15 protein-coding genes are annotated in these 19,114 nt (G+C 61.7%); 6 read left to right on the top strand and 9 right to left on the bottom strand.

Features of this window, described 5'->3' with window-relative positions; all coding sequences use genetic code 11:
* Window positions 1-180: 180 nt before the first annotated feature.
* Window positions 181-2,853 (top strand): EAL domain-containing protein, encoded by a 2,673-nt coding sequence (locus AAIA72_RS09765; protein ID WP_369600129.1) that lies wholly within the window; start codon window positions 181-183, stop codon window positions 2,851-2,853.
* 33 nt (window positions 2,854-2,886) lie between these two features.
* On the opposite strand, the gene AAIA72_RS09770 is transcribed toward AAIA72_RS09765, so the two are convergent.
* From AAIA72_RS09770 to AAIA72_RS09785, 4 genes are all read right to left on the bottom strand, one after another.
* Window positions 2,887-5,007, bottom strand: coding sequence for an NHL repeat-containing protein (locus tag AAIA72_RS09770; RefSeq protein ID WP_369600130.1), 2,121 nt, complete (start codon window positions 5,005-5,007; stop codon window positions 2,887-2,889).
* A 28-nt stretch (window positions 5,008-5,035) separates the two neighbouring features.
* Complete coding sequence (locus tag AAIA72_RS09775) at window positions 5,036-5,773, bottom strand: substrate-binding periplasmic protein (protein WP_369600131.1); 738 nt, start codon at window positions 5,771-5,773, stop codon at window positions 5,036-5,038.
* A 94-nt stretch (window positions 5,774-5,867) separates the two neighbouring features.
* Window positions 5,868-6,560, bottom strand: coding sequence for an FKBP-type peptidyl-prolyl cis-trans isomerase N-terminal domain-containing protein (locus AAIA72_RS09780; protein ID WP_369602996.1), 693 nt, complete (start codon window positions 6,558-6,560; stop codon window positions 5,868-5,870).
* Between the two features lie 57 nt (window positions 6,561-6,617).
* Complete coding sequence (locus tag AAIA72_RS09785) at window positions 6,618-7,133, bottom strand: DUF4124 domain-containing protein (RefSeq protein WP_369600132.1); 516 nt, start codon at window positions 7,131-7,133, stop codon at window positions 6,618-6,620.
* Between the two features lie 152 nt (window positions 7,134-7,285).
* Here AAIA72_RS09785 and AAIA72_RS09790 point away from each other — a divergent pair, with 152 nt between their 5' ends.
* Window positions 7,286-9,214 (top strand): ATP-binding cassette domain-containing protein, encoded by a 1,929-nt coding sequence (locus tag AAIA72_RS09790; RefSeq protein WP_369600133.1) that lies wholly within the window; start codon window positions 7,286-7,288, stop codon window positions 9,212-9,214.
* On the opposite strand, the gene ppx is transcribed toward AAIA72_RS09790, so the two are convergent.
* Complete coding sequence (ppx, locus tag AAIA72_RS09795; RefSeq protein WP_369600134.1) at window positions 9,185-10,708, bottom strand: exopolyphosphatase; 1,524 nt, start codon at window positions 10,706-10,708, stop codon at window positions 9,185-9,187. The genes AAIA72_RS09790 and ppx overlap by 30 nt on opposite strands.
* A gap of 139 nt (window positions 10,709-10,847) precedes the next feature.
* On the opposite strand from ppx, the gene trxA reads away from it, so the two are divergent.
* The 4 genes from trxA (at window position 10,848) to AAIA72_RS09815 (ending at window position 14,809) form a co-directional block, all read left to right on the top strand.
* Complete coding sequence (trxA, locus tag AAIA72_RS09800; RefSeq protein ID WP_369600135.1) at window positions 10,848-11,174, top strand: thioredoxin TrxA; 327 nt, start codon at window positions 10,848-10,850, stop codon at window positions 11,172-11,174.
* 174 nt (window positions 11,175-11,348) lie between these two features.
* Window positions 11,349-12,611 carry a transcription termination factor Rho gene (gene rho / locus AAIA72_RS09805; protein ID WP_369600136.1) on the top strand — a complete coding sequence of 421 codons (1,263 nt, stop codon included), beginning with the start codon at window positions 11,349-11,351 and terminating at the stop codon, window positions 12,609-12,611.
* Between the two features lies 1 nt (window position 12,612).
* Complete coding sequence (gene ubiD / locus AAIA72_RS09810; protein WP_369600137.1) at window positions 12,613-14,091, top strand: 4-hydroxy-3-polyprenylbenzoate decarboxylase; 1,479 nt, start codon at window positions 12,613-12,615, stop codon at window positions 14,089-14,091.
* A 1-nt stretch (window position 14,092) separates the two neighbouring features.
* A complete protein-coding gene (locus tag AAIA72_RS09815; RefSeq protein ID WP_369600138.1) occupies window positions 14,093-14,809 on the top strand; it encodes a hypothetical protein in 717 nt (238 codons plus the stop codon).
* Between the two features lie 13 nt (window positions 14,810-14,822).
* Here the strand turns inward: AAIA72_RS09815 and AAIA72_RS09820 are convergent, their stop codons facing one another.
* From AAIA72_RS09820 to hemC, 4 genes are read right to left on the bottom strand one after another with little or no spacing between them, the layout of a single operon-like run.
* The gene (locus AAIA72_RS09820; protein WP_369600139.1) at window positions 14,823-16,058 is read right to left on the bottom strand and encodes a heme biosynthesis HemY N-terminal domain-containing protein; all 1,236 of its coding nucleotides are present in this window, start codon (window positions 16,056-16,058) and stop codon (window positions 14,823-14,825) included.
* Complete coding sequence (locus tag AAIA72_RS09825) at window positions 16,055-17,386, bottom strand: uroporphyrinogen-III C-methyltransferase (protein WP_369600140.1); 1,332 nt, start codon at window positions 17,384-17,386, stop codon at window positions 16,055-16,057. The genes AAIA72_RS09820 and AAIA72_RS09825 overlap by 4 nt, the downstream gene beginning before the upstream one ends.
* Window positions 17,387-17,405: 19 nt before the next feature.
* Entirely contained in the window at window positions 17,406-18,155 is a 750-nt protein-coding gene (locus tag AAIA72_RS09830) for a uroporphyrinogen-III synthase (RefSeq protein WP_369600141.1), read from the bottom strand.
* A complete protein-coding gene (gene hemC, locus AAIA72_RS09835; RefSeq protein ID WP_369600142.1) occupies window positions 18,145-19,083 on the bottom strand; it encodes a hydroxymethylbilane synthase in 939 nt (312 codons plus the stop codon). Before hemC ends, AAIA72_RS09830 begins: the two co-directional genes overlap by 11 nt.
* Between the last annotated feature and the right edge of the window lie 31 nt (window positions 19,084-19,114).

Below are 19,114 nucleotides of genomic sequence, written 5' to 3' on the forward strand. Positions count from 1 at the left end.
TGGAGTATAGGCGGGCGGAGGATTCAGCGCCAACGATCGCGCTCATTTGCCCATGGGTAGTCCACCCCGCCCAGCCTCAGTCTTTTTTTGACTAATATCAAAATATGTACCGCTAATATTCTGTTACACTTCCAAGATTGGTCATTTGTCCGCCCACTTTGGCAATAGGTGTAGCCAATCATGACTGTCGAGCAATCGGAAGAAACCCGGAAAACACTGAAATTTTTTGTGGCCAGAGAACTGTACCGGTTGCTCAGCAGCGAAAACTGGCAGAGCGCCGCAGAAGCTTCAGAGTTTGCCGTAGTGGCTTTTGGCAACACCGTGGACTACGCCAACCCGGTCTTTCAACAGCATTTCCGGGTGACGCAACAGCAGCTCTCCACTCCGCTGTTGATTGAACAATTGCTGCCAGCCCGCACCCGCGATCGCTTGAGATCCCTTCTGCCATCACTGCACGCATTCGAGGCTGAAACTGCAGAACAGTTCGCGCCCGTCTATCTGCCCCTGATGGATGATGATGGCCGTCCCGATGATCTCGGCGTGATGGCCGTCCACCCCCTGCCGGCCGGCGAGGCGTCCGTCGTACTGGCAGTGTGGATCAACAAACACATGATGCCGGTCATTGCCCGCGAAGAATCTCTGGTACTGGAAAAGGTTCCCAGCGGGCTGTATCACGCGACGGTCAACCTGGAAACCTGGGCGGCAGAGGCGCATTACATTTCACCGAGCATGGCAGCCATAGTCGGCGAACCCTATGAAAGACTCATCGCCAAGGGACTTCAGGATCCCCACTGGTGGACCCGTTCCATCTATAATGCGGACCGCAGTGAAGTCATGGGGCGGCAATCCCTGCTTCTGCTTGAGGGCCGGTTGTTGCATGAATACCGGATTCAGACTCCTGACGGTACCAAATGGATTGAAGACTGTGTAGAAATCATCCAACAAACCCCACAGACCATCGATATCGTCGGGGTCTGGACAGATATCGATCACTCCAAACGCCTGGAACTGTCACACGAGTTCTCTTCGGGCCTTTATCGGGCCATCGAACAGTCCGGGGATGAAGCATCCTTTTACTGCGATCTCTGTGAGCAACTGGCGTCCGTACCCACCATTGCCCTGGCATGGGTTGGCCTGCCTGAACCCGAGGAAAACCCACAACGTATTCTTTCCCATGTCTGCCGCAAAGGCGTCGGCAAATGCAGCCAAACCATTCATGTCAAAATCACTGAGGATGACCAGCCTTTCAACCTCGTTGCCGAAGCATGGCGGGATGGATTCACCTACCACGAAATTGCCAGAGCCACGCCCCGTCTGATCCCATGGCACGGGCCTCTTGATGAGGGCATCGCGTATTCAGCCATAGCACTCAGAATTGACACCCCCGAGCGACCTGTAGCCATACTGGTGCTGTACAGCGATCAGCCCGGCTTTTTCAGGCCGGACAAGGGCTGGACTCAGCCGTTAAAGGAACTGAGAAAGCTGCTGGGTGAGAAGATCACGCTCTTCAGGCATCAAAAGCACCTCGAGCTCATTACCTATAGCAGCCCGCTAACCGGGGATCCCAATCAGACGGCGCTGCTTGAACGGCTGCAAAACATTGACGGACCAGTGTCTCTTGTTTACCTGAACCTGAAGGAATTCTCCAGCATCAACTTGCTGGGCGGCTTTGCTCAGGGCGATGAAATGATCCGGCGGCTGTCCCGCCTTCTCCACAGCCACCTGCAGGAACAGGAAGAGGTCTACCATCTGGGTGCCGACCACTTTTTTCTTGTTTTGAAAGAGACCAGGACGGAGTTGCTGCACCGGTCCATGACGCAGATTCAGGGAGCCCTGGATGAGCTGACCGAATCCATGCAGATTCCCCCGGTGCGGGCCCGCTTCAGTATCTTGCGCTATCCTCAGGACTGCCAGGATCCCATGCTGACGCATGAGATCCTGGTTCTGATGGATCACCAGGACCAGGACACAAACATCCGCTTTTTTGATCCTGCACTCTACGAAGACGTGGAAAACAACATCCGGATCCAGTCCCTGCTGAGGCGCGCCATCAGGGAAAAGCGTTTTACCTGGGTATTCCAACCCATTGCAGATGCACAGCATCCGGATCGTATCAGTGCAGAGATTCTCATCCGATTGATGGATGATTCAGGCAATCCGGTATCACCCGAGCGTTTTATCCGCGTTGCCGAGCAGACACAGCTGATTTCCCACATCACACCTCTGGTGGCCGAGTGCGCCATATCGACCTGTGCACAGTGGATCAGCACGGGGCTGCCCGTTGACCGGCTATCCATCAACCTTTCGGCAATCGATATCGAACAGCGCGATACCCTGATCACACATCTGAAATCACTCTGGGAAAAATATCAGGTTTCGCCCCGACACTTTGCCTTCGAGATCACCGAAAGGACTGCTGTCCTTCACATGGAAAAGGTTCGACGCTTCATTCACGAGCTTCGCGACCTGGGTGCCACGGTGGAACTGGATGACTTTGGCGTAGGACACTCTTCGCTCAGCATGCTCAATCAGCTGGATGTTGCGGCCATCAAGATTGATAAGCAGTTTGTGGACCAGATGCTTGACGACAGCCGAACCTACCGACTGATTCGCCTCATTATCGATACGGCTCACGACCTGGGAGCGAAGACCATCGCGGAAGGCGTGGAAACCCGGGCTCAGTACGAAGCGCTTACCAAGCTTGGCTGTGACTTTCTGCAAGGCTATTACATCTGCCGTCCGCTCCCTGACTCAGAATTTACCGGTTTTATTAAGCGTTACGTTGCCAATAATACAAAGCAGACGCAGTCATCCCGCAATCAGACCAGGTCCCGCACTACGCCCGAGACATGAACAGAATTCAGGCGAAACCGCACCCTGACTCTTTCAGCGCCAATGCGGCATCGCACAGCGGCCCAGTCCGGCCAGAGCATCATTCAGCTCACGGACTGCGCGGCCGGCGTAACGCTCCAGATCCCATGCCGGCACCTCAGCCTGCTCTGTCTTCAGGGCCTGATCAAGAGACTGTCTGCGTGCGGCCTCCAGAACGGGCAGAACAACCACAGCCCCCGTGCGGGTTCCGACAGCCCTTGCCGGGCCGGGCCGGTATTGCACCACGCGGTTCAGGGCGCAGTCCGGCACCAGTGCGTGTGCCTGATCTCCTGACAGCAGATAAGGCATCCAGAACTGATCCTCCTCCGGCCGGCCTCCCAACTCCCCGATCACATCCATGAACTCGCCGTCCAGGCTGTAGCGCTTGAGCTTCCGGTTTACCAGATCATTCACCACAAAGGCATCCTTCAGACAATGAATTCCGGCCGGAAGCAGCATCACGTCCCCGCCTGAACCATAGCCGGGGCGGCCTATCGTCCGCAGATGGCGACCCCGCTCATCCAGAATCTGCACCCGATGATTGAACTGATCCGCCACGTACAGGCGGCCATCCGGGCCCACGGAAATGTCAGACGGCCCGTGAAAGGCACCGGGACCGTCACCCAGGGTTCCCACCTGCTTGACCGGCTCAAAACCACCCAGTGCATCCACCTGCCAGCACAGAATCTGATGCCTGCCGCTATCTGCCACCCACACCCGCTCACCACGATGACAACACAATCCCTGAGGCCGGCGCATCCGGGCCTCCCCGGCCAGAGACCCACCAAAAGCGGATCTGAAAACCCAGTCGTCAGCCCCGGGCGCATGCTGGAGCACCAGTACCTGTCCCAGCAGGTAATTGGACACCAGCAGAAGCGGGAATCCGGGTTCCAGCTGGGGCACGCTTCCGGCCGGGTAGAACAGGGCCATCCCCAGAGAGCCCGGAGGCAGGTACGGGCTATCCGGTACCGCCTGCCCGCGCGGTGTGCCGGAAGAGGCCAGGTCAGCCACCTCTACACGAGGCTCCGCGGCACTGAGGGCCCAGACCGGCTCGGTCTCGTTGGTGCGTCGACCCCAAAACAGGTTGAAGGCTGTCTCCGCCAGGGTGAGCTGCCACTGAAACCCGTAGTACCAGAGCTGCCAGAACCAGGGGCCCCTGGGTGGTGCCAACGCCCTGCGCGGTTGTACGGCACTCGTGGCGTAGTGAAGTTGTCCGGGGACACGCCGCGGCGGCCCCGCCTGCACCACGACCCGCGCCAGTGGCACCGGCCCCAAGATCTGTATGGCCTGAATCTGCCCCAATACGGGGTCCGTCACCCAGATCCGGTCAGGAACCTTCGGATCAGCGGCCACATTGACCGGCACGAAAAAACCGTCCAGCTGTCCCAGTGAACGGCCATCCAGATCGAACACGCCGATGGATTCGGGCGCAGCGCCCGGGACAAGGAGCCGGTTTCCCTGAACACAGACATCCCGGGCGAGTTCCATGCCGCCCAGCTCGGCGTTTCCGGTGGACGCAAATGCCACCCCCTGACCACTCAGGTCACAACGAACAACCGTTCCAAACCCGGTATTGGCAATGTAAAGCCGTCCCCCGGCATCTGTCGCCACGCCCTGCGGCCAGAGCAGCCCCGGCGAATGCATGCCGGAAATGGCGGTCAGATCTCTCAGCCAGTTCCCCCGATCATCAAACAGGGCGACCCTCCCCCGCCCCTGCGCGTCGGCATAAAACTCATCGGCCACGGCCAGCACATTACCAATCCAGACCACACCGTTGGGTGCGCACAGGTCATGCTGAATCACCACCTGATCACCGAGGTGCCCGGAACGATCATAGGCCAGAATCCGGACCCGACGGTTTGCCATATCGGAGACGGCGATCAGGCGGCGGTGCGGATGTGCCGCCAGGCGAAAAGGCAGGTTGAACTGTTCCGCATCCTGCCCCGCATGGCCGAATACGGAACGAATCACCTTCAACCGGCGGTCCAGGATCAGTATCCGGTTATTGCCCGTATCCGCTAGCCATATCCGCCCCTCCCGGTCAACACAGCAGCCAACCGGTGCATTGAGTGTAACCTGCGGATGCAGATCCCACTGACAGGGGGTTTCGGGACAGTCACCCGGGACATTGCCCACGGTACCGGTCCGCTCCCAGATGACAGTCTTACTTGGGCCAGCGCCCTTCCGCGACGAGCTCTGCATAAGCTTGCTCCAGATCCTTGAGCAGTTGTGGCGCATCCGGGCGTTTTTTGCTCACCACAAAATGGGCGTCCAATGCCTGAAGACGAAACTTCCGAAGTTCAGGGGTGGGCATTTTGCCCAGCACGGAACGCATGGGCCCGGTGTAGTCAAGCAGGTAGTTGCAGCGATTCGCCCGCAGCATGGCCAGACCCTGCTCATGAGAATAGGCCTCATAAAGACGGGTATGGTAGGCCGGATCCTTGAGATCCACAATCCGTCCGCCATAGCTGTAGCCATGCAGGACAATCACGCTGTCACCATAGAGGTCGGACCACTCGTCCACCGGTGGCGTGCCCGACATCCAGTAGGCGTTCAGCTCGATGGTAGCTACGGTGGAAGGGCCCACCAGCGTCGTCCCCTCGAATTCCGGCAAGGTGGGCAGGCCGATCCAGAGATCGATGCGGCCATCCACCAGTTCGACGGCCATGCGCCGGGTGGGCCGGGAAACCGCCTTCCAGGGATAACCCGCACGCTCCAGCGTCATGCGTGCCAGATCAATCAGATAACCTTTGGGGGTATGGTCCGGTGCTGTCCAGAAGACAGGCGGAAACTCGATATAGCCTACCGTGACCAGTTGCTTTTCGGCTGTCCCTGCCCAAACCGTTGTCGCCATGAGCACGCCCAGTGCCATGACCCATCCCCGGATCGGGTCAAGCCGCATGTGAACCTCTGCATGAATTGTTGAACCAGATGATCAGTGTAGCCGGACATTGCCAAAAATGACAAAGTCCGGCAACAGCCTGCATCATAATGCCTTACTGAGCGGGCTGCTTGATGTCCAGCAGTTCCACATCGAATACCAGCGCCTCATTGGGACCGATACGACCGTTGCCGTTGGGCCCATAGGCCAGCCCGGACGGGATGAAGAGCTGATACTTGCTGCCCTTGTTCATCAGTTGCAGACCTTCCACCCAGCCCTGAATCACACCCTTGACCGGGAACGTGGCCGGCTGTCCGCGCGCCACCGAGCTGTCGAACTGCTCGCCGGTCGTGAGCGTGCCGGTGTAATGCACCACCACCGTGTCATCCTCGGTCGCATTCGGGCCGGTGCCCTGCCTGATCACCTTGTATTGCAGACCGGAAGCCGTGGTCACCACGCCTTCCTTCTTTGCGTTTTCCGCCAGGAAAGCGTCCGAACGGGCCTTGTTCTCAGCCGCCAGTTTTTCAAAGGCCTGTTGCTGTTTGGCCTGCTGCTCGGCCTGATAGGCCTGCATCACGCGCGCCATTTCTTCCTGACTGATGCGGCTCGGCTCACCCTTGTAAGCGTCCCGGATACCCGCCAGAAAGGCGTCCACTTCAATTTCCGGGAGACTGCCCTTGAGCCGCTGGCCAAACATCTGACCAAAGCTGTACCCCACTTTCTGGGCATCCGTATCCAGCGCCACCTTCGCAGGCGTGTTCTCCGCCCACACACTCGTGCTCAGACTGACCGCCAGCCCGAGCGCCATCCAGTTTTTCCTGATCAAGATTGTATCCTCTGTCTTCATTGTCGTTCCGGCAGCCCTTCACTGGCCCACCAGATGTTCAAGCTGCTGGTTGCGCGCCTCCATCAGATCTCGCACAGCCTTGGCCTCCTCCATGATATGCAGCGCCCGGTCCACGGACAACACATCCTTCTTCTCCGCGTCCTCCAGGACCTCCTGTGTTGCCGGCGGCAGCATGGCCTTTGGCGTGACTTCAGCCGCTGCCGTCATCCCTGCGGGATCCTCTGCCTGGGGACGTTTGACCGGAATTGACTTTATCACGTTCACCCGATTGCTCACAGTGAGCGTTTCGTAAGTGACACCGGCCGGCGGGGTATCCCCGTAATGCAGAATGCCTCCGGCATCCCGCCACTTGTACACCTGCCGTTTCACCTCAGGCTCCAGACTTTCCGGCACCCTGACCAGTGCAGGTGCCTTGTCCGCCCCGGGTAGCGAGATGCCCAGAAGATTGTTGCCCTGCCGGTCCTGAATGAACAGGGGCAGCGCCAGCGCCGCCATCAGCGACACCAGTGTCAGAGCCCGGAATACCCACTTCATTTCTGTTGCCTGCGCCGTCTCGAACCGTTAATCTCCGGCCCCGGAGCCGCCTGCCGCCACGCTCAGCCGGCCGGATATGTCATGTATCAGAGTCGTCCGTCCGGACGCCGGCGTCAAGGTTTTTTCGTATCCCTGTGTTACAATCCGCGACCATGCTGACACTCGAATCACTCGCCCTCCAGCGCGGGGGCCATTACCTGATCGAAGACGCCACCCTGAGCCTTCCGGATGGCTGTCGTGCCTTTGTGACCGGTCGCAACGGTTGCGGCAAGTCATCCCTGTTTGCGCTGATTCTCGGGCAGCTGGAACCGGATCGCGGCCGCATCGTGCTGCCCGGCAATACCCGGGTGGCGCACATGGCCCAGGATATCCTCGACACGTCCCGCACAGCGCTGGACTATGTGCTGGACGGCCACCAGCCCTTCCGCCAGGCGGAACGTGCACTGGCGCGCGCCGAACAGTCCGGGGATGACCAGGCCATGGCCACAGCCCATGCCGAACTGGACGCTCTGTCCGCCTGGTCACTGCCCAATCAGGCCGAACAGTTGCTGGCCGGCCTCGGATTCCAACCCGGCGACAGTCAGCGCAAGGTGGCCGAGTTTTCCGGTGGCTGGCAGATCCGTCTCAATCTTGCCCGGGCCCTGATTCAGCCGTCCGACCTGCTGCTGCTGGACGAACCGACCAATCACCTGGATCTGGATGCCCTGGTGTGGCTGGAAGACTGGCTGCTCGGCTACCAGGGCACCCTGCTCATCATCTCCCACGACCGGGATTTCATGGATCGGCTCGCCACCCACATCCTGCATGTGGAAAACCGGCGCATTCAGCTGTATACCGGCAACTACAGCCAGTTCGAAGAGGCCCGGGCACAAAAACTGGCCCAGCAGCAGGCCCTCTATGAACAGCAGCAACGCCGGATCCGTGACATTGAAGACTTCGTGCGCCGCTTCGGAGCCAAGGCCACCAAGGCCCGGCAGGCCCAGAGCCGCATGAAGGAACTGGAGCGCATGGAGCGCATCGCACCGGCCCATGTGGACAGCCCGTTCACCTTCTCCATCCCCTGTCATGACAAGCTGTCCGCACCGTTGCTGGCCCTGGAACAGGTGACCGCCGGTTATCCCGGAAAACCCGTGATCGCCGGCATTTCACTGACGCTGCAGCCGGAAAGCCGCCTGGGGCTGCTGGGGCACAACGGTGCCGGCAAGTCCACCCTGATCCGGACGCTGGCAGGTGCGCTGCCGGTCCTGGCGGGACAGCGAACGGAAGGCGCTCACCTGCGCATCGGCTATTTTGCCCAGCACCAGCTGGAACAACTGGACCCGGAGGCCTCGCCCCTGCTGCACCTGCAGCGCATCGATCCGAAGGCGTCCGAGGCGGAGCTGCGGCGTTATCTGGGCAGCTTCGCCTTCAGCGGAGACATGGCAGATTCACCGGTCCGCCACTTTTCCGGCGGCGAAAAGGCCCGCCTGGTACTGGCCGGCATCACCTGGCAGGCGCCCAATCTGCTGCTGCTGGACGAGCCCACCAACCACCTGGATATCGAAATGCGCCACGCGCTGATTCTGGCGCTGGAGTCCTTTGCCGGGGCCGTGGTACTCGTCTCCCATGACCGCCACCTGCTGCGTGCACTCTGTGATGACTATCTGCTGGTGGAAGACGGCCGGGTGCGCCCCTGGACCGACTCGCTGGATGCCTATGAACGGCACCTGCTGGGCCAGTTCAGAGCCAGACGACAGTCCGAAGCGCCGCCGGCGTCGCGGGACAATGCCCCCGGTGAAACAGCAGAAGCCCGCAAGGCCCGCAAGCAGAAAGCGGCCCGGATGCGGGAAGCGACCCGGCCGCTGCGCAAGCGTATTGAAGAGGCGGAAGCGCGCATGGCCCGCCTGGGCGAAGAACTGGCCGCCGTGACCGAAACGCTGGGGGACAATGCCCTCTATGATCCGGCGCGCAAGGATGACCTGACCCGTCTGCTCAATGAACAGGCCCGCCTGAAGCAGGCGCTGGAGGAAACCGAAAGCGAATGGTTGGACGCCAGCGAGGCCCTGGAAGACCTACTGGCCCAGCTTGAGCGCGAAGCCTGACTTGCGCAGGTACTGATCTTCCTGCTCCAGTTCGGCCACGATGAGCGGATTGTGCTCCATCCAGTCTTCGTCCACGTTCAGCATCAGCGTGACCTCCGAAGCCGTGACCGGCGGCACGGGCGTATCGACGCCCGCCCGGGCACGATTGAGCAGAACGGCCAGACGCAGCAGCACCGCCAGACGCTGCAGCCTGGGGCGCTCTTCCTCGTCATGGCCCTCGAACAGTTCGGGAAGGAACTTGCGCCGGTGCGTCCGCACGAGCGTGGCCAGCGCCTGCTGCTGGCGCCTGCCGAAGCCCAGCATGTCCGAATTGCGGACGATATATTCCCCGTGCTTGTGGAACTGGCTGTGCGCCACCGCCAGCCCCACTTCATGCAGTGCCGCGGCCCACTTCAGCAACCGCAGATCCTCATCACCCAGAGACCACTGCTCCGCCACCTGACCGAAAAGCGATTCGGCCGTCCTGGCCACCCGCTGTGCGTGCAACTGGTCCACGGCATGACGCTGCTGCATCGCGCGGACACTCGCATCCCGGATGTCCCGGTCATGCAGCCGGCCATACAGGTCAAAGAGGACACCCTCACGCAGGGCACCGTCGCTGAACTCCATATCGTCCAGCTCCAGCTCATTGAAGGTCCCCCAGAGAATGGCCAGTGCCGGCACGAAGACACTGTGACGGTCCTTCTTGATACCCAGTCCCGCCAGATCCGACGCCTTGTCCAGTTGCAGCACGCGATCAATCAGGGCCTCCAGCCCTGCCCGGGTGATACCGCCGCGGCTGAGGCCATTTTCCATCAGGGCCAGTTCGATGGCCTTCACCGATCCGGATGAACCGATCACCCGCGACCAGCCGCAGCGTCTGAACGCGGTACGGATGGCCTGGACCTCCAGCTCCGCCGCCACCACCGCCCGGCGGAAAGCCTTGCGGGAAATGCTGTCATCTCCGAAGAAACGTTCACGATAGCCCACACACCCCATGTGCAGGCTTTCGAGTTCCAATGGCTCATGGCCGCGACCGATGATGAACTCGGTGGAGCCGCCGCCGATATCCACCACAAGACGCTGACTGTCGTCATCCTCGATGGTGTGGCTGACCCCCACATAGATCAGGCGCGCTTCCTCCCGGCCACTGATCACTTCCACCGGCACCCCCAGCAACTGGCGGATTCGGCTGCACAGCTGCGCCGAATTCTTCGCCACGCGCATGGCACTCGTCGCCACCAGGCGCACATCGCTGCGCGGCACATTGGCCAGCCGCTGTCCGAACCGCTTCAGACAGTCCAGCGCCCGCGCCTGTGCCGGCTCATCAAGACAGTTCTGGTCGTCCAGGCCCGCCGCCAGCTGGGTTTTCTCGCCATACTTTTCCAGGATGCGCAGAGTTCCGCCCTGTACCGTGGCGATGGCCATGTGAATACTGTTGGAACCGATGTCGATGGCCGCCAGCGTACGGCCTTCTTCCCCGGCCGGGGTGTCGATAGTGTCAGCCAATGACATGGATAGGTTGAAATCCTCTGGCGAAGGCTTATATTAGGAGCATCCGAATATCATAGACGATCCGCCGGACAAAAGCAGCGATAACCCTCCACTGCCAAGCGCGGAAATCCGATTTCTCCAACAGGCTACAGGATCCAAGATGAGCGAACACATTATCAACGTCACTGATGATACCTTTGAGCAGGAAGTGCTGAAGGCTGAACTGCCGGTTCTGGTGGACTACTGGGCGGAGTGGTGCGGCCCGTGCAAGATGATTGCACCGGTACTGGAAGAAATTGCCGAAGAGTATGCCGGCCGCCTCAAGGTCTGCAAGCTGAACATTGACGAGAACGAAGCCACACCGCCCAAGTACAACATCCGCGGCATTCCGACGCTGATGCTGTTCAAGAACGGCAACGTGGACGCCACCAAGGTCGGCGCACTGTCCAAGTCCCAGCTGACAGCATTCCTCGACAGCAATCTCTGATTGCGCGGCAGGCAGGTTATCCTTGCCTGACATGCCGGGGCGGACAACTGGACGCCCCGGTGATTAAACACTATACTGCTGGCTGACCGAACGGCGACCGCCCGGGACCGTTCTGCCCTGACTGAATTCCAAACCATCCTTCCTGAAACCCAACCTGTCAGAACACCATCCATTATGAATCTTACCGAACTCAAGAAAAAAAGCGTTCCCGAACTTCTGGCCATTGCCGAAGAAATGGGGCTGGAGAACCTGGCACGCTCGCGCAAGCAGGACGTTATCTTCAGCATTCTGAAAAAACATGCCAAGAGCGGCGAAGACATCTATGGTGACGGCGTCCTCGAAATCCTCCAGGACGGCTTCGGCTTCCTGCGTTCCGCGGACAGCTCCTACCTGGCCGGCCCGGACGACATTTACGTCTCGCCGAGTCAGATCCGCCGCTTCAACCTGCGTACCGGTGACAGCATCTCCGGCAAGATCCGCCCGCCCAAGGAAAGTGAGCGTTACTTCGCCCTGCTCAAGGTGGACGAGATCAACTTCGACAAGCCCGAGCGCAGCCGCAACAAGATTCTGTTCGAAAACCTGACACCCCTGTTCCCCCATGAGCGTCTGGTTCTCGAACAGGGCAACGGCAGCTCGGAAGACCTGTCCGCCCGGATCCTGGATCTGGTGGCCCCCATCGGCAAGGGACAGCGGGGACTGATCGTATCGCCGCCGAAGGCCGGCAAGACCCTGCTGATGCAGAACATTGCCCAGTCCATCACCCGCAACAACCCGGAGTGTTACCTGATGGTGCTGCTCATCGACGAGCGCCCGGAGGAAGTGACGGACATGCAGCGCACCGTGCGCGGCGAAGTGGTGGCCAGTACCTTCGACGAACCCCCTGCGCGTCACGTCCAGGTGGCCGAAATGGTACTTGAGAAGGCCAAGCGGCTGGTGGAGCACAAGAAGGACGTGGTCATCCTGCTCGATTCCATCACCCGCCTCGCCCGTGCCTACAACACCATCATCCCGTCTTCCGGCAAGGTACTGACCGGCGGTGTGGACGCACACGCCCTCGAGCGTCCCAAGCGCTTTTTCGGTGCAGCCCGGAACGTGGAAGAAGGCGGCAGCCTGACCATCATCGCCACGGCACTGGTGGACACCGGCTCCAAGATGGACGAGGTCATCTACGAGGAATTCAAGGGCACCGGCAACATGGAAGTGCATCTGGACCGGCGCATTGCCGAGAAGCGCGTATTCCCGGCCATCAACATCCGCCGTTCCGGTACCCGCCGGGAAGAGCTGCTCATGGAGGAAGGCGAGCTGCAGCGCGTCTGGATCCTGCGCAAGCTCCTGCATGCCATGGATGACGATGTGGCAGCCACCGAGTTCCTCATCGACAAGCTCAAGACCACCAAGACCAATGACGAATTCTTCCAGGCCATGAAGAAGCGTTGATGTGAGCACCCGCTACAAGGATCTGCGCGATTTCATCCGCGCACTGGAACAACGGGGGGAACTGAAACGGATCAGCGTCCCCGTTGATCCGTATCTGGAAATGACGGAAATCTGCGACCGCACGCTGAAGGCGGGCGGTCCGGCCTTGCTGTTCGAAAATCCCAGGGGCTACGATATTCCCGTGCTGGGCAACCTGTTCGGCACCCCGGAACGTGTGGCACTGGGCATGGGACAGCCGGATGTTTCCGCCCTGCGTGAAGTGGGCCGCCTGCTGGCCTGGCTCAAGGAACCGGATCCCCCCAGGGGCTTCCGGGACGCGCTGGGCAAGCTCCCCATCCTGAAACAGGTCATGACCATGGGCCCGAAGGTGGTGAGCCGCGCGCCCTGCCAGGAAGTGGTGCTGGAAGGCGACGAGGTGGATCTCTACAAACTGCCCATCCAGACCTGCTGGCCGGGGGATGCCGGTCCGCTGGTCACCTGGCCGCTGGTGGTCACCCGGGGACCTCACAAGGCGCGTCAGAACCTGGGGATCTACCGCCAGCAGCTCATCGGCCGGAACCGGCTCATCATGCGCTGGCTGTCGCACCGGGGCGGCGCCCTGGACTTCCGCGACTGGCAGCAGGCCCACCCCGGCGAGCCCTTCCCGGTTGCCGTGGCACTGGGTGCGGATCCCGCCACCATACTGGGTGCGGTGACGCCTGTTCCCGACGCCCTGTCCGAATATGCCTTTGCCGGCCTGTTGCGCGGTCACCGGACCGAGGTGGTCCAGTGCCTTACCAATGACCTGCAGGTGCCGGCCAGTGCCGAATTTGTCCTGGAAGGCGTGATCGAACCGGGCGACATGGCACCGGAAGGCCCCTTCGGGGATCACACCGGCTACTACAACGAGGTGGAGCAGTTTCCGGTCTTTACCGTCAAGCGCCTGACCCACCGCAGACAGCCCATCTACCACAGTACCTACACGGGCCGTCCGCCGGATGAACCGGCCATTCTGGGCGTCGCCCTGAACGAGGTGTTCATCCCCATCCTGCAGAAGCAGTTTCCGGAGATCACGGATTTCTATCTGCCGCCGGAAGGCTGTTCCTACCGGCTGGCCGTGGTGACCATGCGCAAGCAGTATCCCGGCCATGCCAAGCGCGTCATGATGGGGGTCTGGTCGTTCCTGAGACAGTTCATGTACACCAAGTTCGTGATCGTGACCGATGACGACATCAATGCACGGGACTGGAAGGATGTGATCTGGGCCCTGACCACGCGGATGGATCCGGCCCGGGACACGGTCATGATTGAAAACACGCCCATCGACTATCTGGACTTTGCTTCGCCGGTTTCGGGGCTGGGTTCCAAGATGGGGCTGGACGCCACGCACAAGTGGCCCGGCGAGACCCGGCGCGAGTGGGGCACGCCCATCACCATGGACCCGGCCGTCAGACAGCGGGTGGATGACATCTGGGACAGCCTGGGCATCGGAGACTTCTGAAGTGATCACCGTACCGTTAGCACGACAGCGTATCGAAACGCTGAGCAATGCCATCTATCGCGTTCTGTTTGACCTGCCTCCGGGTGTGACCTGGCATGCAGGCCAGTACCTGCAGCTTCAGGTGCCCGGCGTCAATGATGCGTTCTTCTCCATCGCCAACGCCCCGGGCCAGCCGGTGCTGGAACTGCACATTCAGGCCCATCCGGAACAGACACGCGCCTGTGCGGTCATGGACTGGCTGCGTGAACACGACAGCGTTCCGGCCGTTCTGCCTCTCGGACGCTGCTACCTCGACCACCTCCCCGACGGTGAAGTGGTGCTTGCGGTGGCCGGCACGGGTTTCTCCCAAGCCAAGGCCCTCTGCGAATACCTGTTTGAGCAGGGCTTCGACAACCCCCTGACCCTTTACTGGGGTGGTCGCACGGTACAGGAACTTTACCTGCGGGATCTGGCCGAACACTGGCAGTCCGTCCATCCCGGCTTTACCTTTGTGCCCCTGGCGGAAGGCGAAGATGACGGCGCCTGGGAAGGCCATCACGCGGCACTGATCAACGCCATGCGCTGCGACCGGCATGACTGGAAGCAGGCTCTGTTGATCGCCTGTGGATCTCCGTCTCTGGCGTACGGGGTGCTCGATGCAGCCCGCTCCTGCGGCCTGCCCGAAGACCATTTTCTCTCGGATGTACTGGAATATGCGCCACGCCCGCCGGGGGTGTGACGCATCAGAAAGATTAACGTGAAGGCTGGGGAAGCTCCGGCAGCTTGACGCTGTCGCCAATGGCGGAGAGCAGCACCTTGCAGGCTGCCTCCGGCTTGCCAAGATGGGCATCCAGTCGCCCCAGCTCGAACAGAGTCTCCGTATCCCGGCGTTGCTTGAGTGCGGCCTCGAAGTACTCCCGCGCCCGCCCCCAGAGCTGATTGCGCAGGCAGAGCCGTCCCAGCGTCAGCAGCAGGTCCGGATCTGCCGGGCGTTCCTTGAGCCAGTTCTCCGCACACAGAAGCTGTTCCTTGGGCTCGCTGGTGGGCAATATACCGTATTCCCTGACCAGACGGGCCGACCAGCGGCGGCGCAGTACCTTGCGCAGGATTCTTTCGGCCATGTCCGCCTCGCCAAGCCGGACCCACTGACGCACGGCGGCATCCACCACCGCATCATCCTCGCGCAGGTGTGACGGCAGCGCATCCCAAAGCTGATTGAGCGGCTCGGCAGTTCGGCTTGCACCCTGCTGGCGGGCCAGCTTCTCGCCCTCGGCTTCAAAGCGCCCCACCCATGCCCGGCGCTCGAGATCCCGCAGCTTCTCTTGCGGAACCACACGCGTTTTCTCCAGCTCGGGGATCAGGCCGACCAGTTGCGACCAGTCTTCCAGGCGTTCATGGACCTCGGCCAGCAGCTGAAGGACCAGCGGATGCCGGGGCCGGATCTCCCTCAGACGCTTGAGCGTGGACAGGCAGGCTTCCATCTGGTTGCGGGCATGGAGCAACCGCGCCTGGGTCACCCCGACCGCTACCTCGGCGCCGGGTGTGGATTCCAGCGCCGCGTTCAGCAGGCGATCGGCCTCATCATACTGCCCCAGTTCCTGTGCACACTGGGCCGCAGCAAGGTAGTTGATCAGCGGCGTATCGGAAAGCGGTGCTGCCCGGCTGAGCAGGCGCAGGGCACGCTTCCAGTCCCCTTCGGCATAGGCAATCAGTCCCTTCACGGTACGGCGCCGGGCGCGCTCGCTGCCCGCATCATTGAGCCAGCGGCCCAGATCGGTCCGCAAGCCGAGAAATCGCCGGACGGCTTTCCAAATCAGAGCCAGACCGATATAGCCCAGAATCAGCAGCGCACCGCCGATCCAGACGTTGGTTTCCAGCAGCCAGTTCTGCCAGCTGATGCGCACATAACCCGCATCTTCCACGATCAGCAGGCCCAGGCCCACGCCCAGAGACAGCGCAATGACCAGAACAATAATCAGCCGGATCATTTGCCGGCCTCCCCGCCATCCATCTGACGGATCACGCCCTTGAGCAGCCGCAGGGAGCCGCTGATGTCCGGAAGTCCGGGCCGGATCTCAACTTTCCGGAGTGCCTCCAGTTCATTCAGCAGAGCCCGTGTCGAGGCATCCTGTCCCACCAGCCAGCGCTGCAGCCATTCGGAGGCCTTGTCCAGACTGGCCTGATACACCTCCTGGTTCTGCTGCAGGACAGCAAGCTGGGCCTGCTCGAGCATCAGTCGCAGGTTGGCCTTGAGATAGGCGATCTGATCCGGAGACAGCAACGGCTCGACGGGCGCATCCAGCCGGCGGATGACGAGATACTTTTCAACCTGCTGTTTCAGTCTCGCCAGACGGCCATCCCAGCTCGTTTCAGCAGTCGCCGACGCATCCCCCACGGAGGTGGCGGTTTCCACCGGGGCCACAAACACGCGTTGATTCAGCTTGTCCACCTGCGCGGCCAGTGCGTTGAGGCGCAGGAACAGGCCTGTACGATCCGGCAGGCCGGTGGCCTTGAGTGCCGCTAGCTCCTGTGCCAGCGCCTCGCGCACCGGGTACAGGGCCGGATCATCCGCTTCCGCGACGACGGCATCGGCCGCCTCCAGCAGTTTGGCCGCACCCTTCACATCCCGCTCCAGCGCCAGACGCTGGTTGGCCAGTCGCAAGAGGTATTCGGCCTCGGCCAGCAGCCAATCCGTCCGCGAGGTGGCGGACTGCTGCAATACCTTGGCTGCCAGCTGACTGAGCTGGGCCTGCAGTCTCTCTTCCGTCGCCTTCTGCCGCTCTTCCGTCAGCGCCAGCGTTTCCCTGAGCCGTGTCGAGGCTTCATCCAGAATGCGCTCCCGCTCGGTTCGCACACTGTCACGCAGTTCGGACAGGGTGTTCACGTCCGTACGCAGTTGCTGTTGCTGCTGCCAGAGCATCCAGCCACCGGCGCCCAGCAGCAAAGAGAGGATCAGAACCAGAATGCAGACCAGCCACAGGGGCCAGAGCCGCACGGGCCTGTCTTCACCGCCCCCGGACGCCTGCGGTACCGGCTGCACTGGTGGGCCCTGGCGTGCATCCGCGGCGGAGGCTGTCGGTTGCGTGGGTGCGGATTGCGGTGCATCGGTGGTTGCGGCGCCGTCAATAGTACGGTCTGCCGTTTCAGGTGGTGTCTTTTCGGCAGCAGGCTCAGGTGATGAGGCGGCCCCGGAGGGAGTGCCCTTCGGTCCTGCACTGTCCGGAGCAGGCGCCACCTGTTCGGGCGGGCTTTCCGGCTGCTCGGGGCGGGCGTCGGTGTCTGGGTTCTTTTTGGAAGTGTCGTCAGGATTGCTCACCGGTATTTCCCTGTCTGGTTCAGGACGTTGTACTCAGAATCTGACGGACGAGGCCATGCGTGTCAAGGTCTGTCAGCACTTTTACCTGTGCACCGGATGCCGCCACCTGTTCCGCCACCCGCCCGGAGGGCACCCAGACCGTCAGCGCCGGCCAGTCCGTGCCCACACGGGTACCCCACCGGCAAAGCTGATCCCAGGTGCGTGCGGACAGTGCCAGCACATGCTGCAGAGGGGGCGCAAAGGCCGCCTTCAGCATTTCATCGGGATAAGTCTGCAGCGCAAGCTGATAGACGGGCAGGTATTCCACCCGAGCACCGCGCTCCGTAAGCGTTGATGCCAGCAGTTCCCGCCCCTCCGTACCCCGGACGATCAGCACCCGTTGGCCCGCCACCGCCTGCAGGGCCGGCAGGTCCAGCAAGCCCTCACTGGTCGCGGGCGAGCCGGTCCGCACACGTACGGGCAGGGCCGACTCCAGCACCTGGCGCGTTCCCTCGCCCGGACAATACCAGTTCAGTCCGACCGGACACTGCGGCCACCAGGTGTCCACCGCTTCCGCCAGAAAGCGTGCCGCCGGCTTGCTGACCACAATCACGTGGTGATACTGGTCCAGATTCAGCAGGCGGGTTCTGTCGGCGCCTTCCAGGGGCAACGCCCGGGGCTCGAAGACGGGCAATTCCCGAACCCCGGCACCCTGCGCCTTCAGCGCGTCGGCCAGAGGTGCATTCTCGGCCGCGCTGCGCGTCAGCAGTATGACCGGATTAACGGACATCCTGCCCATACACTTCACGCAGTATGGCGTCCGCACCCTGCCGGAGCAAATCTTCCGCCACGCGCACGCCCAGCCCTTCCGGGTCGGAAAGGTCACCGCGCGCCTCGGCGCGGATGATGCGCGACCCGTCCAGCGCTCCCACCAGTGCCCTCAGCCAGAGCTGTCCGTCCGCTTCCACGGCATAGCCGGCAATGGGCACCTGACAGCCACCCTGAAGACGGTGGTTCATGGCTCTTTCCGCCGCCACGCAACGCTGGCTCTGCGCGTGAATCAGCGGTGCCACCAGTGCGGTCACCCGTTCATCCGCCAGCCGGCTTTCAATGCCAAGCGCGCCCTGCCCCACGGCAGGCAGAGAGGTCTCGGGAGGCAGTTCCTGCCGGATGCGGTCGCCAAAGCCCAGCCGTTTCAGGCCGGAAGCGGCCAGGATGATGGCGTCATACTCCCCCGCATCCAGCTTGGCAAGGCGGGTATTCACGTTGCCGCGCAGGGAGGCGATCTTCAGGTCCGGACGCAGGGCGCTGAGCTGGCACTGCCGGCGCAGACTGGATGTGCCCACCACCGCCCCCGGTGGCAATTCATCCAGGGTGGCATGACGGTTGGACACCAGGGCATCCGTGGGCACTTCCCGCTCCAGGATGGCCGTCAGTCCCAGCCCGTCGGGAAACTCCATGGGCACATCCTTCATGGAGTGAACGGCCAGGTCGGCACGCCCTTCCAGCAAAGCGTTCTCCAGTTCCTTCACGAACAACCCCTTGCCACCCACCTTGGCCAGCGGCACATCCAGAATCCGGTCGCCCTTGGTGGTCATGCCCAGCAGTTCCACCGTCAGTCCCGGATGCAGGGCTTCCAGCCGCGCCTTCACATGTTCGGCCTGCCACATGGCCAACGCACTCTTGCGTGTGGCGATTATGAGTTTCTGTTGCGTCATCTTCATTCCCCGAATGCATTTGCGCCAAGGA

The sequence above is a fragment of the Thermohahella caldifontis genome, from assembly GCF_041153465.1.
Lineage (GTDB): Bacteria > Pseudomonadota > Gammaproteobacteria > Pseudomonadales > Oleiphilaceae > Thermohahella > Thermohahella caldifontis.

Bases quoted from the DNA above. Each gene is read 5' to 3' on its own strand.
- AAIA72_RS09785 (WP_369600132.1), bottom strand. From the start codon at position 7,133: ATGAAGTGGGTATTCCGGGCTCTGACACTGGTGTCGCTGATGGCGGCG.
- rho (WP_369600136.1), top strand. From the start codon at position 11,349: ATGAATCTTACCGAACTCAAGAAAAAAAGCGTTCCCGAACTTCTGGCC.
- AAIA72_RS09830 (WP_369600141.1), bottom strand. From the start codon at position 18,155: ATGTCCGTTAATCCGGTCATACTGCTGACGCGCAGCGCGGCCGAGAAT.
- AAIA72_RS09765 (WP_369600129.1), top strand. From the start codon at position 181: ATGACTGTCGAGCAATCGGAAGAAACCCGGAAAACACTGAAATTTTTT.
- AAIA72_RS09775 (WP_369600131.1), bottom strand. From the start codon at position 5,773: ATGCGGCTTGACCCGATCCGGGGATGGGTCATGGCACTGGGCGTGCTC.
- AAIA72_RS09780 (WP_369602996.1), bottom strand. From the start codon at position 6,560: ATGGCGCTCGGGCTGGCGGTCAGTCTGAGCACGAGTGTGTGGGCGGAG.
- hemC (WP_369600142.1), bottom strand. From the start codon at position 19,083: ATGACGCAACAGAAACTCATAATCGCCACACGCAAGAGTGCGTTGGCC.
- AAIA72_RS09790 (WP_369600133.1), top strand. From the start codon at position 7,286: ATGCTGACACTCGAATCACTCGCCCTCCAGCGCGGGGGCCATTACCTG.
- trxA (WP_369600135.1), top strand. From the start codon at position 10,848: ATGAGCGAACACATTATCAACGTCACTGATGATACCTTTGAGCAGGAA.
- AAIA72_RS09820 (WP_369600139.1), bottom strand. From the start codon at position 16,058: ATGATCCGGCTGATTATTGTTCTGGTCATTGCGCTGTCTCTGGGCGTG.
- ppx (WP_369600134.1), bottom strand. From the start codon at position 10,708: ATGTCATTGGCTGACACTATCGACACCCCGGCCGGGGAAGAAGGCCGT.